At 69.9% G+C, this 14,972-nt stretch carries 10 protein-coding genes; 3 read left to right on the top strand and 7 right to left on the bottom strand.

Annotated elements, in window-relative coordinates; translation table 11 throughout:
* Window positions 1-511 precede the first annotated feature (511 nt).
* The 3 genes from ACFYYH_RS34245 to ACFYYH_RS34235 all read left to right on the top strand — a co-directional run bounded on the left by ACFYYH_RS34245 (window position 512) and on the right by ACFYYH_RS34235 (window position 4,400).
* Window positions 512-976, top strand: coding sequence for a hypothetical protein (locus ACFYYH_RS34245; RefSeq protein ID WP_388559765.1), 465 nt, complete (start codon window positions 512-514; stop codon window positions 974-976).
* A gap of 511 nt (window positions 977-1,487) precedes the next feature.
* Window positions 1,488-3,101 (top strand): MFS transporter, encoded by a 1,614-nt coding sequence (locus tag ACFYYH_RS34240; RefSeq protein ID WP_388559763.1) that lies wholly within the window; start codon window positions 1,488-1,490, stop codon window positions 3,099-3,101.
* 69 nt (window positions 3,102-3,170) lie between these two features.
* Complete coding sequence (locus ACFYYH_RS34235; RefSeq protein ID WP_388559761.1) at window positions 3,171-4,400, top strand: cytochrome P450; 1,230 nt, start codon at window positions 3,171-3,173, stop codon at window positions 4,398-4,400.
* 217 nt (window positions 4,401-4,617) lie between these two features.
* On the opposite strand, the gene ACFYYH_RS34230 is transcribed toward ACFYYH_RS34235, so the two are convergent.
* The 7 genes from ACFYYH_RS34230 to ACFYYH_RS34200 all read right to left on the bottom strand — a co-directional run bounded on the left by ACFYYH_RS34230 (window position 4,618) and on the right by ACFYYH_RS34200 (window position 14,156).
* Window positions 4,618-5,145, bottom strand: a complete 528-nt coding sequence (locus tag ACFYYH_RS34230; RefSeq protein ID WP_388559759.1) for a pyridoxamine 5'-phosphate oxidase family protein — start codon at window positions 5,143-5,145, stop codon at window positions 4,618-4,620.
* A complete protein-coding gene (locus ACFYYH_RS34225; RefSeq protein WP_388559756.1) occupies window positions 5,135-5,929 on the bottom strand; it encodes a hypothetical protein in 795 nt (264 codons plus the stop codon). Before ACFYYH_RS34225 ends, ACFYYH_RS34230 begins: the two co-directional genes overlap by 11 nt.
* The gene (locus ACFYYH_RS34220; RefSeq protein ID WP_388559753.1) at window positions 5,919-7,829 is read right to left on the bottom strand and encodes an acyl-CoA dehydrogenase family protein; all 1,911 of its coding nucleotides are present in this window, start codon (window positions 7,827-7,829) and stop codon (window positions 5,919-5,921) included. Before ACFYYH_RS34220 ends, ACFYYH_RS34225 begins: the two co-directional genes overlap by 11 nt.
* Before the next feature lie 176 nt (window positions 7,830-8,005).
* A complete protein-coding gene (locus ACFYYH_RS34215; RefSeq protein WP_388559750.1) occupies window positions 8,006-9,058 on the bottom strand; it encodes a methyltransferase in 1,053 nt (350 codons plus the stop codon).
* 176 nt (window positions 9,059-9,234) lie between these two features.
* The gene (locus tag ACFYYH_RS34210) at window positions 9,235-10,050 is read right to left on the bottom strand and encodes an N-acetyltransferase (protein WP_388559747.1); all 816 of its coding nucleotides are present in this window, start codon (window positions 10,048-10,050) and stop codon (window positions 9,235-9,237) included.
* Between the two features lie 124 nt (window positions 10,051-10,174).
* Window positions 10,175-10,954, bottom strand: coding sequence for a leucyl/phenylalanyl-tRNA--protein transferase (locus ACFYYH_RS34205; RefSeq protein ID WP_388559744.1), 780 nt, complete (start codon window positions 10,952-10,954; stop codon window positions 10,175-10,177).
* A gap of 7 nt (window positions 10,955-10,961) precedes the next feature.
* Window positions 10,962-14,156 carry an amino acid adenylation domain-containing protein gene (locus ACFYYH_RS34200; RefSeq protein ID WP_388559741.1) on the bottom strand — a complete coding sequence of 1,065 codons (3,195 nt, stop codon included), beginning with the start codon at window positions 14,154-14,156 and terminating at the stop codon, window positions 10,962-10,964.
* Between the last annotated feature and the right edge of the window lie 816 nt (window positions 14,157-14,972).

Raw genomic sequence — 14,972 nt, 5'->3', positions numbered from 1 at the left:
TCCCACTCAGCATCGCTCAGATCACCCCGCCCCATGCCCACACCAACGACCCGCACACGAAGCAGTCACATGATCGACCGGACAAGTCCTAGATGTTCTGGAATTGCCGCGATGGGCTGGGGCGATTCACATGCTGGACCGTGTCGAGATCGCTGGAGTGGACGTTGAGACGCTGGCTCAATTCCTCTACGAGGTGTCGAGTCCTGAACTGTTCGAGCCGATCACCGTTGACGTATGTCAGCGTTGGATCAGCCGAATGGAACTTGTGTAGCGCGCTGCTCACGCAAAAGCCTGGAGGCCCGGACGGAGGAGATCCCGGCCGGGCCCTCCAGGGCGCGACAGGAAGCACGGAGAAAGCTGGACACACGCACGGCGAGCACCAAGCCAAGCGCTGAGGCAACGGTAGGGAGTTGGCCGGGGCAAGGGCCCGGAGCAGGGGCCGGTCGGCTCCGTAGGCTTTACCCACCTCCCCAAGCCGGGGCCCGCGTCGGGCACGTTCAGAAGGAGGGCGATGGCGTCGCGCCGGGGAGCGGAGCCGGACGTGCGCGTGAACGTTGCGGTGATGCCGAGGTGGGCGGGGCCGAGCAGTTTTCTTGATGACGACGAGGTCGACGCGCCCCGCTTCAGGAGGAGGACGGCGGTCGAGGCCGGAGGTCACTTCTCGGCGGCGTGGCAACGGGGTTGGTCGCCGGCAGTGTTGAGGCCGCGCGTGCGGTACGCCGGGTCCGCGGGGCGGTACGCCGTGTGGGTGTGCGGGTATGAGCCGGTCATGGGGTGGGTGTGGAAAGTGTTGTGGTGGGCGGCCAAGGGTGTGTTGATGTGGTTCGTCTGCCTGCTGTTGTGGCACTACCTGGACGAGCGGTCGTGGGCGGAGGCGCAGGTCGCGGCGTGGTTCGCGGTGGCCGTGTTCTCGGGGGTCTATCCGCTGCTCGATCTGTGGCGTAGTCGGCGCGGCGCGGATCGCGAGCCTTCCTGAGGCGGATGCGGGCATGTGAGCCCGGACGGCTGGTGCTCTGGTGCCGTTGGGGCGGTCACGTTCGGTCGTCGTCTCAGGTGTGGTGCTGGGTGCGGCGGGGTTGTTGAGGTGTGGCTCCGACCCTGCGTTCATTCTGATCGCCTGCCCCGGCCTCCGCGCCGGCCTGAGGCCGAGGTGCCCGTCGTGGGGGCTCGGTCGGGTGCTGGATGTCCGTGGGTCTCTGGCTCGCGGATACCTATACCCCCTATCCGGGGCGGGGCCTTCCCCTTCGGGGGGCCGTGTGCGGGTTGTTGGGGTGGTGGGTGGGGTGGTGGGTTCGCCGTGGGGTCAACTTCCCTGGTGGGCAGGGGATTTGTGGGGACGACTGCCCTCTTCCGGGGCGGAGCGCATGGGCTTGGTGACCTTGACAGGGGTGCTCGGGGACCCTACCTTCCTACGCATACCCCGTAGGGGTACCTATTTTCTGTGCAACGGCGACGCCTCTCGGGCTGCCGCCGCGAAGGGAGAACCGATGTCCTCGGTGAGCAGTTCGCCCGAGTTAGGGGCGGGACGCAAGAAGTGGTGGGCGCTGGGTCTGCTGGTGCTGCCCGCGATGCTCCTGTTCATGATGCTCACCATCCTGTTCCTGGCGATCCCGTATCTGGCCGCCGACCTGGCGCCCAGCAGTTCGCAGACGCTGTGGATCCTGGACATCTACGGCTTCCTGATGGCCGGGTTCCTGGTGCTCATGGGAACGGTGGCCGACCGGGTCGGCCACCGGAATCTGCTGGTGATCGGCGCGGCGGTGTTCGGTGTGGTGTCGGTGGTGGCCGCCCTCACCGACGACCCGGCACTGATGATCGTCTGGCGCGCCGTGCTCGGAGTGGCCGCCGCGGCGCAGACTCCCGCCACGCTCGGGCTGATCTTCACGATGTTCACCGACGCGAAGGAGCGGGGCGTCGCCATCGGCGCCTGGGCCGCCGGTATCTCCGCCGGTGTGGCACTCGGCCCGCTGCTCAGCGGACTGCTGCTCGATGTCTTCTCCTGGCGGGCGACCTTCCTGGTCGCCGTCCCGATCATGGCCCTCGTGGTGATCGGCGCGCCGCTGCTGCTGCCCAGGCATCAGCGCTCCGAAGCGGGACGGCTGGACGTCTTCAGCGCGTTCCTGCTGCTGGCCGCCCTGCTGCCGTTCATCTACGGCGTCAAGTCCATCGCCACGGACGGCTCGGCGCAGGTCATCCTGCTGGCCATCGCGGTCGGCGTGGCCTTCGGCGCCTGGTTCGTCATCCGTCAGCTCCGCTCCCCGGTGCCCCTGCTGGACGTGCGGCTGTTCGGCAATCGCACCGTCGGCGGCGCCCTGGGAGTGTTCATCCTCTCCGCGACGGGGCTGGGCGGCGTCTATCTGATGTTCACCCAGTACCTCCAGCTCGTGGTGGGACTCTCGCCGCTGAAGACCGGACTCGCGATCCTGCCCGCCGCCCTCGCCCTGATCGTGGTGGCCACCCTCTCCCCGGTCATGGCCCGCAAAGTACGCCCCGGATACGTCATCGCCACGGGCCTGGCCGTACAGGTCATCGGCTATCTGATGCTCACCCAGGTCGGCACCACCACCGGACTGCCGCTGATCATCGCGAGCTTCATCGTCGTCTATCCGGCCGTGGCCCCCTCCATGGCCCTCACCACCGACCTCGTCGTCAGCTCCGCCCCGCCGGGCAAGGCCGGAGCCGCCGGTGGTCTCAGCTCCACCGTGAACGACCTCGGCATCTCGCTCGGTGTCGCGGTCGTCGGCAGCATCGGCGTCGCGCGCTACCGCGCCGAAATCGCCGACACACTGCCCCCGGGGCTGCCCGCCGACGTCGACAAGGCCGCCCGGGACAACCTCGACGGCGCGATCGCCGGTGCGGGACAGCTCTCGGCCGATCTGAGCGCGTCCGTGCTGCGCGCCGCCCGTGAGGCCTTCGCCAGCGGCTTCAACCTCGGCGCCGCCATCGCGGCCGTGATCGCCGCCGTCGGCGCGATTCTCGCGGCCGTCGCGCTCCGCCATGTCCCGCCCACGGGCTCGCCCGCCCCCGCACCGGAGCCCGACCCCGGCCAGGGGACGGCGGCAGCCGCCGCGGTGGCGGAGACCGACGGCTCGAAGCCGTGAGGCCGGCTCCTCTTCGGTCATCTCAGCCATCTCAGGCCATCGAACCAGGTATGTCACAGGGAGGGCACAATGATCGCTTTCAGCGCGCATCCCACCACCACCCTCGACAGCACGGGCGGACCGTGCATGTACGCACAGGTCGACCGCCTGCGTGAGATGGGGCCCGCGGTCCCCGTCCAGTTGCCCGAAGGCGTCGCGGCCTGGTCCGTCACCCGGGGCGATATCGCCAGACTGCTGCTGACACACTCCGGTGTCTCACGGAACCTCAAGAAGAACGTGCCGAGTTACGAACCCGGCTCCGTTCCCTGGCTGTCCCCGTGGGTGGACGTCGATTCGATGGCCACCGCCGAGGGCCGCGACCACGCCCGTCTCCGGAAACTGATCACACCGGCGTTCACCCCGCGACGCGTCGACGCCATGCGCTCACAGGTGGAGGCACTGGTCACCGGCCTTCTCGACGAACTGGAGTCACGGCCGGGCGACGAGCCGGTCGATCTGCACACCGCCTTCTCCTACCGGGTCCCCACCGAGATGATCTGCGACCTGTTCGGTGTGCCGGCCGATCTGCGGCCCGAGGTGCTCCGGCTCTTCAGAGCCGTCGGGGAAACGGATGTCCCCGAGGAGGAGTCCGTCGCCATCAACGGCGAGCTGGTCGCCGCGATGCACACGCTCATCGACGCCAAGCGCCGTGAACCCGGCGACGATCTGACGAGCTTCCTGCTCGCCGCACGGGAGGAGGGCAACGACCGCCTCACCGAACACGAGTTGGTCTCCACACTGCTCCTGATGATCGGCGGGGGGAGTACGACCACCATCAATCTCATCGATCACACGGTGCGCGAACTGCTCGCCCGCCCGGAGCAACTCCGTACGGTCCTGGCCGAACCGGACCGGTGGAGCGACGCGGTCGAGGAGTCGCTGCGGGTCCACTGCCCGGTCATGCATCTGCCGATGCGCTGGGCCACGGAGGACATCGACCTCGGTGAGGGAGTCGTCATCCGGGCCGGCGACGCCATTCTGATCGGGTACGGGGCCCATGGCCGCGACCCCGGCGTCCATGACGATCCCGGTGTCTTCGACATCGACCGCGCGGACAAGGACCATCTCGCCTTCGGGCTCGGTGCCCACTTCTGCCCCGGCTCGCGGCTCGCACGCCTGGAGGCCGCGGTGGCCCTGCCCGCGCTGTTCGACCGTTTCCCCCGTCTCGCCCTCGCCGTCGAACCGGACGAGGTAGAGCCGGAGCGCACCTTCATCGGCAACGGCATCGCCGCGCTGCCCGTCTTCCTCCGTCACACGTAACCGAGCAACGGACGTCCCGTTCCACCTCGTTACCGCTCCTTACCGCCCGTTACTGCTCGTTCCCGCTCGTTCCCTCTCGTTCAGGAGCCCGTCCGGTCCACACGCGCGATGCGTGTGGACCGGACGGGCTGTTCGGGGTGGGGGTGGGGGCGAGGGTGGGAGGGGGAGTGCGGCCCGCGGTGTGTTGTGCGCGGTGTGTTGTGCGCGGTCCGCGGTCTCAGGACGACGGCAGTTCCGCCAACGGCACTTCGATACGCCGGTCGATCCGGTCCCGCTCCCAGGTCCGGGTGTCGATCAGCCACCACCGCTCCACCTCGATCAGATAGAGCCGGTGGCCGGCGGGTGCCCGCAGCGACGACCGTGGCAGCATCCACTGCTCACGCTGCCGCTCGTCCGGGAACACCGCTTCGTAGAAGCCGGAGTAGTACCGGTCCAGGTCCACGGCGGGGACCTCCGCGCACCTTCCGGTGAACTGGGCCCCGTCGACCGCCGCGAAGGCCACCCCGGTGGCACCGCCGCCGGCCAGGAAGAGCGACCCGCTGACCTGCGGTGAGGCCGCCAGATCGCGGCTGTGCCGGGAACCGGTCGCTGACCCGAACACAAAACGCGGAGGACCGGCGAACCAGGCGTACTCCAGGGTGGCCACCCACGGCCGGCCCGTCGGGGAGACGGTGGCCAGGTTCAGATACCGCGCCTCGCGCAGAAGCCGCCCGGTCCGCTCGGCCAGTGAGGCATCATCGAGCATCCGAGTCACCATCCGGGTCCCCATCCGGGTCTCCATTCGGGTCCCCATCCGGATCACCATCCGGGTCTCCAAGGGCTGGGGACGTACCGGTGACGGGGGAGGTGACGACACCCCCGGCGAGCGTGTCCCAGAACGCGGCCTCATAGGCGGCGACCATCCGGGCCGTCCGCACGGCCTCGACGGGATCGTCGCCCCCGGCGAGGCCCGCCTCCAGCGTGGCCGTCGCCTGGTCCAGGAGTTCCCCGGGGGTGTCGGCGAAGTAGCGGAAGTGTCCGAGCACCGGTTCGTCGAACCCGTAGCGCGCCAGCAGCGCGTCGGCCGTACGGGCGTACTGGCCCGCCGACTCCGCCACGTTCGCGAGCAGGGCGAGGGCGATGTCGCTCCGCGTGCCGAAGAGCGCGGTCTGTGTCAGATAGGCCGGGTACGCCTGTGCCAGCGCTCTCGGCTCATGGGCCGCCAACTGCTCCTCGTCCATGCCCAGTTCGGCGGCGAACGGCAGGAGCAGACGCAGCGCCTCCCCCTCCCCCTCGGCCATCGCGAGGAACAGGTCGCCGGCCGGGGGCGCCGGGAAGCGGGCGGCGAGGAGCGCGAAGCTGCGCCGGTCGCTGCGTACGAGGCGGTACAGCTCACCGGCCAGCCAGGTCAGCCGCTTCCTCGGTATCCGCCCGGCGTCGAGCAGGTCGAGGAAACGATTGGGCGCCGCCCGCGCGGCGATCTGCCGCCGCGCGGACTTGATGAGGGTGGCGGAGTCGATGAGGGTGGAGGCGGAGACGTCATGGTCCATCGGACCCTCCTTCTCTGTCGGTCTCTGTCGGTCGAAGCTGTGGATCGGGTTTCGCCGGTCGGGTTCGGCGGTCCGACGCGGCCGCCGGGACCGTCCGGCGCACGCTCGGGACGGTCGCGGGGCCGGGCTTCGGCTCGGTGATCCAGGGCGCGTCGTCGGAGGCGTCGACAACGCCCTCCTCCAGCCACAGATAGCGGTTGTCGAGCACCCCGCGGGCCACCGACCGGTCGTGGGCGTCGGTGTTGTCCGCGAGGCGCTCGAACAGCTCCGTGATCCGGAGCCTGGCCTGGGAGCAGAAGGCGTCGGCCAGTTCGGCCGGCCCGTCACCGTGCGCCGAGCGGGCCCTCGCGTACACACAGCTCGCGCTCATCGCGTACAGCTCGGCACCGATGTCGACCATCCTGCCCAGACGTCGCTGCTGCTCTTCGAGCCCGGTGTCCGTCCGGTCCGCGACCACGCCGAACAGACGGGCGAGTCTGCGCGCGGCCCGGCCGGCGAAGCGCAGATGCCCGGCCAGGGGATCCGCGTCATCCGCGTGATCCGCCTCATCCGGGTGCTCCGTGTGGTCCGTGTGGTCCGTGTGATCGGCGTGATCCCTGTCATCGGCCCCGTCGGTCTCACGGGCCTCATCGGCTGTCGGCCGCCGGTCCGGTCGGCGGTGCCGTTCGATCACGGCCTCGGCCAGGAACGCCCGCAGGACCTCGCTGGAGCCGTCGAAGATCCGGCCGACCCGAACATCCCGCAGGAGCTGCTCGGCCGGAACACCGCGCTCGCCCCGTGCCACCGCCGACTCCGCCGTCTCGTATCCCCGGCCGCCGCGTAGCTGCACCAGTTCGTCCGCGACCAGCCACGCCTTCTCCGAGGCGAAGAGCTTGGCCAGCTCCGCCTCCGTCCGCGTATCGGTCCCGCCCGTGTCCGCGTGGTGGCCGGAGACCTCGACCATCGCCTCCAGCGCGAACGCCGTTGCCGCGATGAACGACAGTTTGCCCGCGACCGCGTCGTGCTCACCGATCGGTCTGCCCCACTGCACCCGGGCGCCGGACCACTCCCGGGCGATCTTCAGGCTCCACTTCGCCGCCGCCGCGCAGACGGCCGGCAGCGACAGCCGGCCGGTGTCCTGCGCCGTGAGGGCGACCTCCAGGCCCCTGCCCTCGTCACCGATCCGGTGTCCGGCCGGGACCACGACCTCGTGCAGACGGATGACGCCGTTCTCCAGTCCGCGCAGCCCGAGGAAGGAGCTGCGGTGCTCCACCGTCACGCCCGGGGAGTCCGCCTCGACCACGAACGCGGTCATCCCCCCGGCGCCCTCGTCGGAGGGCGGTACGAGTGCCATCACCACCAGCAGATCGGCGACGACCCCGTTGGTCGCCCACAGCTTCACACCGTTGAGTGTGTACGTGCCCGACGTCCGGTCGGGGACGGCGGTGGTGTGCATCCGGTACGGGTCGTTGCCGATGTCCGGTTCGGTGAGTGTGAACGCGGAGATCTCCCGTACGCACCGCGGCAGGAACGCGCGCTTCTGCTCCTCCGTGCCGAACAGCGCGACCGGCTGGGGCAGCCCGATGGCCTGGTGGGCCCCGAGCAGTTCACCCAGTGCCGCGTGGACGGTGGTGACGGTCATCAGGGCGCGGTGGTAGCAGACGCCGGACAGTCCGAGACCTCCGTACTCCCGGGGGATCTTGATACAGAAGGCCCCGATGTCCTTGAGCCCTTCGATCACCCGGTCGGGGATCCTGTCCTCGCGTTCGATCAGACGGCCGTCTACCTCCTTCTCGCAGAACTCCCGCAGACGGGCCAGGAATCGTTCCTCCTCGTCCCCGAGGCGCCCGGGGTCGCCGGGAGGCAGGGCGAGCAGATCGGTCCTGAGCCGCCCGAGGAACAGCTCGTCCCCGAAGCTCACCGGCACCTGCACCGGCCCTGGCCCCGGCACCTGCCCTGGCATTGGCCCCGGCACCGGCGTCGCCGGCACCGGCACCGGCACCGGCACCGGCCCTGGCCCCGGCACCGGCCCCGGCACCTGCCCTGGCATTGGCCCCGGCACCGGCGTCGCCTTCGTCGTCATGTCCGCCACCGCCGTCAGGCCGCCGCGGGCACGGCCTGGATGATGGACAGCGGTCCCGCGGCACCGAGCCGTACGGACTCGACGGTGAAGCCCGTGTCATCGAGCATCGCCCGGAACTCGCTCTCCGTCCGCTCCTTCCCACCCGAGTTGACCAGCATGTTCAAGTCGGTGAAGAACATGATGGGCTGGTCCGTGGACGCCGTCTCGGGAAGCACCGACCCCACGATCAGCAAGGTGGCCGAGGCCGGCATCTGTGCCCGGCAGGCGCGCAGCAGCGCCCTGGCGTCCTCGTCGCTCCAGTCCTGGAAGACGCTCTTGATGATGTAGAGGTCGCCGTCCTCGGGAATGTCCTGGAAGAAGTCGCCCGCGCGCGCCTCGCACCGGTCGGCGATGCCCGCCTTCTCCAGGACGGCCGGTGCCCCGGCCACGCCGCTGAGGCTGTCGAAGACGATGCCGTGCAGATGGGGGTGGGCGGGCAGGACCGCCGCCAGCAGGGTCCCGTCACCGCCGCCGAGGTCCACCACCTTCTTGGCGGCCGAGAAGTCGTATCCCGCCGCGATCTGTCCGGCCGCGATCCGGGACTCCTCGCCCATGGCCTCGTTGAAGAGCGCGTTGAGGCCGTCATCGACGGCCAGGTGGGCGTAGAAGTCCCTGCCGTGGGCGAGGTCGAAGGCGCGCTCGCCCGTGGCGACCGAGTGCCCCAGGCCCTGCCACGCGGCGAACAGCGCGGGATGGCAGAACATCCGTGTGAAGGCGCGCAGCGAGTCGGGGGAGTCGGAGCGGAGCTGCGCCCCGACGTCGGTCAGCCCGAAGCGGCCGGGTTCGGGCTCCGTCATCATCCCGACCGCCACCAGGGTGCGGAGCAGCCGCCGTAGTGACGGTTCGTGGGTGCCGGTCCCGGCCGCCAGTTCGTCGCTGCCGCGCACCCCGTCCTTGATCAGGTCGGCTATCCCGAGGTCGGCTGCCACACCGATCGAGTGGGCGGACATGTATCCGCCGATCCGCTCGATCAGCGCCGCCCGCAGGCGCATCTTCTCGGCCGGGTCTGTCGTGATCGCGTCGGTCATCGGAATCGTCCTCCGTGAGTTGACTGTCAGGGGAAACGGATCGAGGGGAAACAGATCGGGGGGAAACGGAGCGAGGGGAAACGGATCGGGGGGTTCGAAGGGATCGAGGGGTTCGAGGGGATCGAGGGAACGGGATCGATCGGAGATCAGGTGATCGGGGCTCGGGCGGCCGGGCATCAGGAGGGCGCGGGGCGGCCGGAGAGCCGGTGCCGTACCCAGACGTTGGGCTCGACGTAGACCGCGTGGTCGTGCTCGACGTTCACCACGACCGGAGCGAGGGCGCCGGGTACGTCCACGGGCCCACTGGTGTCGAACGGCAGCCCGGTCCACCCGCGCCACTGCGCCAGGCTGCCGGAGATCGTCATCGACGCGGGGCAGACCTTCAGCACCTCACCGCCCGCGCGTACGTGCACCCGCAGCCAGGGGTCCTCGGGCAGCCCGTCGGCACGGGTGCGCGCGGCGTACGCGTCCATGGTGAGGTGGGGTTCGGCGTGCTTACGGGTGGGGCGTACGGGACCCACCATGTCGCCGTATCCCAGACGCCGGCCGTGGTCGGCGAGCGCCCGGAGGGTGTGCGCGGACAGGTTCCGCGCCCGGCTGTCGGGCAGCACATTGATCTCCAGCGCGCACAGTGTGTTGAGCCTGCGGCCGGAGTACGTGTCGTCCATGCACTGGCGCAGCATCTCGTCCCACCCCGTGTCGGGCAGACTCTCCGGCGCTCCGTCCCAGGCGACGGGCGCACTGGCCGCGCGGGCGACGACGACGTCGTGGTCGTCGAAGACCACGAGCTGGTGGTCGGCGTGGCGCTCGAACACCCAGTGCACCAGGGTCGGATCGGGACGGATGTATCCCGGCCAGGACGAGTCCATCGTCAGCAGGGCCGTCTCCAGATCGGGCCGTTCGGCGAGACTCGCGACGCGCAGACCGGTGCCAGGGACGCCGACAGTGCCGGCGTTGCCGGGCGGGTTGGTGCCTGTGGTGCTGATGGGCATGACGGACCTCCAGGACAAGAGAGCAGGACAAGAGACAGGACAAGAGGGGTGCGATGAAGTGGTGGTGTGTGCCGTACGCGCAGTGCGTGCAGTGCGTGCAGCGCGCGCCGTTCGTGCCCGCGCGTCAGTCGGCCAGGCGACGGGCGGACAGCCGGCCCGAGGGCAGCGGCGAGCCCCCGGCGGGGGTACGGAGCAGCTCGATGTACCGCGACCGTGGCACCGGACGCGCCCCCAGGAGCCGCACGTGCTCGCCGTCGTGCTGGACGTCGACAGCGACGCCTCCCGCCTCGGCGAAACGGCGTGTCAGGTCGGTGACGGCGGTCTTGCCCGCCCCGCTGCGCAGGGTGAACTGGGAGTCGGCGCTGAAGACGGCTCCGACCCGCACCCCGAACGTTCCGCCGATGAGTTCGCCTCCGTCCCAGACCTCCACGCTGTGCGCGTATCCGCACGCGTTGAGACGGCACAGACTCGCCAGCAGCTCATCGGTCAGCCACCGCTCGTCACGGCCCGCCCGGCACTGGACTGCCACCCGTTCGAAGCAGACGTCGACGGTGGTCGTCCAGTCCGTCCCGCGCAACTGGCGGCGCAGGCTGCGCTGGACGCGGGCCTGATCGACGAGGATCAGCGGCCGTGGGTCGGGCGAGCACCACGCGACCGAGTACGGCTCCGCGGAGTCGGCCAGCACCTTCACGCGTCCTGCCGCCACCTCCGACTCGTACATCATCTCGTTGAGCAGCCGGTGTTCGGCCGTGGCGGCAGGGAAGGGGTAGAGCCCCTGGCGGTAGGCGCCGAGCAGGCTCTGCGGGCGGAGGTCGTCGCCGAAGGCCACGGGCCCCTCGGCGGGGGCGGTCGTCAGGTCGAAGGATTCCCATGTCGACCTGGGCCGGGGGAGGGTCAGCAGCATGTCCGCCTCACAGGAAGTCGACGGCGGTCAGATACCGGATGTACCGGTCGAGCATGTCGGCGTCCACCGGCGGGATCTCGATGCCGCTGCCGCGCAGAGCGGTCTCCACGTTGTCCCGGGTGAAGGTGGGGAAGGTGGTCTCCAGATACATCTCCGCGACGCTCATCGTGCCCGTCGAGCAGCGGTCGATGAAGAGCGGGGCGAACGGCGTCATGGGGTGGCCCGGCTGTTCCACCGCCATCTCGACCACTTGATTCAGCCACTCGTCCCACGGCACATCGCGAATGGTGTGGCCGTGTGCCCGTAACCGCTCGGTGAGAACCGAGACATTCACCTTTCCGGGATTGGTGAGGTGATAGACCTCGCCCTCCGGAAGCCGTTGCGAGGCGATATGGGCCACCGCCGCCGCGAAACAGTCCACGGGTGTGTAGTCCAGCGGCAGTTCGGCGATGGGAGAGGTTCCGGTGTCCACGATGAATTTCTTCATCGCGCACATTTCCGTCGCCGTGTTCCAGGCGCCGGTATCGCGGTCGCCGGAGATGTCGGCGGCCCGGTAAATGGCCACCGGAAGGCCTTCCTTCGCGGCGTTGCGCAGCAGCTCCTCCGCGACCCATTTGCTCTCGACATAACCGACGGACAGATGGTCGGCATGGGCGGCCGGGGTCTCCTCGGTGACATGCCGGACGCCCGCGGTCCCGAATCCCGAGACGACGGCCATGGTCGAGGTGTAGTGGACCGGAGCATTGCGGTAGCGCGCGGCCAGACGAATGATCTCGCGGGTGCCCTCGACGTTCGCCGGACGCATATGTGAGTAGGGGTAGATGAAATTCACCAGACCGCCGGGGTGGTGAATCACATCCACGAGACCGGCCAGCCGGTCGAATTCCTCCTCCGACAGCCCGAGCCGGGGCTCGGCCAGATCGCCGGGGATCGCGGCGATCCGCCCCGACGCGGCGTACTGGGCCAGGTTGTCCTGGAAGTAGTGCCGCGCGTTCGCCCGGATCCGCTCCATCGCGGAGCCGGGTCCGTCGGCCCGTACGAGACAGTGCACGACGGCGTCGGTGGTGGCCAGCAGCTCACGCAGCAGATAGATCCCGAGGAATCCGGTGGAGCCGGTGAGCAGGATGTGGGCCGGGTTCCGCCACGAGGACGGGACGACCGGCACGCTCCGTACGGGGATGTCGAGGGTGGCCTCGGCGACGAAATCCACGCGCTTGGCGTCCTCGTCGGAGAGTTCCCCGGCCCTGGCCGACTCGACCGCCGCGGCGAAGCTCCGCAGCGTGGCGTCCTGGACCAGCAGCCGGATCAGCGGGCGCACCTGGGTGATCAGGATGCCGAGGGACGCCCGGATCTTGGCGAGCAGTTGGGCGGCCTGGATCGAGTCGCCGCCCAGGTCGAAGAAGTTGTCGTCCGGCCGGACGCTGTCCACGTCCAGCACCTGGCGCCAGAGCCCGGCCACGACACGTTCGACCAGGCCGGCCGGTGATTCCGGGCCACTGGCACAGCCGCCCCCATCTGCCGAGGTCGCTGCGGACACCGAGGTCCCTGCGGACGACACCGGGGTCCCTGCGGGCGCCGGGGTCCCTGCGGGCGACGCCGAGGTCCCCGCGGACGCCGGGGCCGCACCTGCCGCGCTCGTGCCGTGTTCCGGCTCGGGCAGGGCGTCGAGGTCGACCTTGCCGTTGTTCTTGACGGGCATCTCCGCGAGCCGGACGAACGCCGACGGGACCATATGGCCGGGCAGCCGGCCCGCGAGGAAGGCCCGCAGACCACCCGGCCCGGGGGCGTCGGCGCTCACCGGGGCGACGGTGTAGTACGCCGCGATCCTCAGCTCGCCGCGGTGGCTGTAGGCCTTCACCGCCACGTCGGCGACCGTCCCATGGGCGGAGAGGGCCGCCTCGATCTCGGCGGGCTCGACGCGGAAACCGCGCACCTTGAGCTGCCGGTCGGCGCGTCCGACGATCTCCAGGTTCCCGTCGCGTGTCCAGCCGCCGAGGTCCCCCGTGCGGTACATCCGCGTTCCGGCGCCGTCCGCCGGGAGGGCGGGCAGGAACCGGGCGCTGTCCGCACCGCCCGTGAGATAGCCGTGCGCCACCCCGCGCCCGGCGAGGTAGATCTCGCCGTGGTGACCGGGCGGCACGGGCCGCAGGTCCGCGTCGAGGACATGGACGACGGTGTGCGGCAGCGGCCTGCCGACCGGGGCGGGTCCGTGCTCGGGCAGAGCCCCCTCGGTGATCTCCATCGTGCACGAGGTGATGGTCGTCTCGGTCAGCCCGTACGCGTTGACCAGCCGTGACGCCGGCATGAGCCGCAGCGCGGTCCGGCAGTCCTCGGCGTGTACGGCGCTGCCGCCCACGATCGTCAGCCGGACCGGCACATCGGCCGTGGGGACGCGGGCCAGCTCGGAGAGGAAGGCACGCCAGTAGGATGGTGTCAGGTCCATGACAGTTATATGGCGTCGGGTCAGCTCTCCGGACAGCTCGCTCGGTGCCCAGACCCGGTCGGGGAGCACGAGCGTGGCCCCGTTCAGCAGGGCGACGAGGATCTGCTCGATGGAGGTGTCGAAGCTGACGGCCGCGAACTGGAGCACCCGGTCCGCAGGGCCGATCCCGTACCGCTCGTTGATCTCGTCGCACAGATAGCCGAGTGCGGCATGATCGACCCGCACGCCCTTCGGTGTGCCGGTCGATCCGGAGGTGTAGATGATGTATGCGGGGTCCGTCCCCTCGGTCGTCACCTCCGGGGTACCGGGCGGGAGTTCCCGGAGCCGCTCCCCGTCCTCGGTGAGGTCGAGCACCGGGAGGGAGCGGGAGCGTGCGGCGGTGGCGGCCGGGCGGCCCGGCTCCTCGAAGCGCCGACGGCCTTCGGGGCCGGTGAGGACGGCCGCGCAGCCGGTCTCCTCGATGAACGCCGCCACGCGATGGTCGGGCACCCCGGGTTCCACCGGCAGATACGCCGCCCCCGCCTTCCATGTCCCGAGCAGGGACACGATCAGGTCGATCGAACGGTCCATGTGGACCATGACCACCGCGTCACGGCCGGCTCCCCGCGCCCGCAGGCGGTGGGCCAACCGGTCGGCACGCTCGTCGAGCTCGCGATAACTGATCCGCTGATCGCCCTGCTCGACCGCGATCGCGTCCGGTCGCGAGGCGGCGCGGAGGGCGAAGCGGTCGTGGACAAACGGTTTCCCATCGATTCCCATTGTTCCCCTCGGTTTTGGGTGCAGGGCAGGACGCGTGGTCGTGCGTCGGAAATCCAACGGGCGCGCGGCTGTTCCCCGCAGCTTTTGCTCGGCTGACCGCACATTCGGTTCGGCCGTCGATGTGCGCACTGTTGGATGATCGGTTCTGCGCCTACAGAGAATGTCCGACCGGTTTTCGGCGCTCGCCTTCCGCTTTTTCTTCGGGCGGGCGGGCGAACGGCGCCTTGTCGTCGGCTCGGATGATCAGTGTGCCGGGGCTCGTCCGAAGCTCACCGATACCGCGTCGTCAAGTGATGGCAGTGGCTCACGCATGGTCGGACGATCCCCCTGGATGAATTGATGCACGGCGTGATACTCGGTTTCGCGCGACATGTGTTCGTGCTGTGGTCGAGTCGCGGAGACCGGTATCCCTTGATCCTTCATCGCTCAGAGGCATACTCTACCGGGGTATGGCTTCCAATCAAGCCTTGGGAAAAAAGTTTCCGGTTGCCGATCCGGGATCAGGCGCACCGCCCCGGCGCCGGGCCGCCAAGTCCGTCCTGACCTGGCCCATAGCGCTTGCGTGGCCTTCGGCGGCCGGCCGGCGTTCACCCGCCAACCGCTGAAGTCCGCGTACCCGCCCTGGCGGGTACGCGGACTTCATTCGATACGCGCGGGCATCGCGGGATGTCGTCCCCGCGCTCCTGACAGCCCGTCACCGGCGTCTCAGACCTTGGCGGAAAACCCTCGGAGTCGGAGTGAGTTGCCGACGACGAAGAGGGAGGAGAGGGCCATGGCGGCTCCGGCGATCATGGGGTTGAGGAGTCCGGTGGCGGC

It is taken from the genome of Streptomyces sp. NPDC002018 (assembly GCF_042890865.1).
In the GTDB taxonomy this organism is placed as follows: Bacteria; Actinomycetota; Actinomycetes; order Streptomycetales; family Streptomycetaceae; genus Streptomyces.
The sequence above is the reverse complement of the archived record's forward strand: the minus strand, read 5'-3'. Positions and strand labels throughout refer to the sequence as shown.

Coding starts and splice junctions, on each gene's coding strand:
- ACFYYH_RS34245 (WP_388559765.1), top strand. CDS start 512: ATGGCGTCGCGCCGGGGAGCGGAGCCGGACGTGCGCGTGAACGTTGCG.
- ACFYYH_RS34240 (WP_388559763.1), top strand. CDS start 1,488: ATGTCCTCGGTGAGCAGTTCGCCCGAGTTAGGGGCGGGACGCAAGAAG.
- ACFYYH_RS34235 (WP_388559761.1), top strand. CDS start 3,171: ATGATCGCTTTCAGCGCGCATCCCACCACCACCCTCGACAGCACGGGC.
- ACFYYH_RS34230 (WP_388559759.1), bottom strand. CDS start 5,145: ATGCTCGATGATGCCTCACTGGCCGAGCGGACCGGGCGGCTTCTGCGC.
- ACFYYH_RS34225 (WP_388559756.1), bottom strand. CDS start 5,929: ATGGACCATGACGTCTCCGCCTCCACCCTCATCGACTCCGCCACCCTC.
- ACFYYH_RS34215 (WP_388559750.1), bottom strand. CDS start 9,058: ATGACCGACGCGATCACGACAGACCCGGCCGAGAAGATGCGCCTGCGG.
- ACFYYH_RS34210 (WP_388559747.1), bottom strand. CDS start 10,050: ATGCCCATCAGCACCACAGGCACCAACCCGCCCGGCAACGCCGGCACT.
- ACFYYH_RS34205 (WP_388559744.1), bottom strand. CDS start 10,954: ATGCTGCTGACCCTCCCCCGGCCCAGGTCGACATGGGAATCCTTCGAC.
- ACFYYH_RS34200 (WP_388559741.1), bottom strand. CDS start 14,156: ATGGGAATCGATGGGAAACCGTTTGTCCACGACCGCTTCGCCCTCCGC.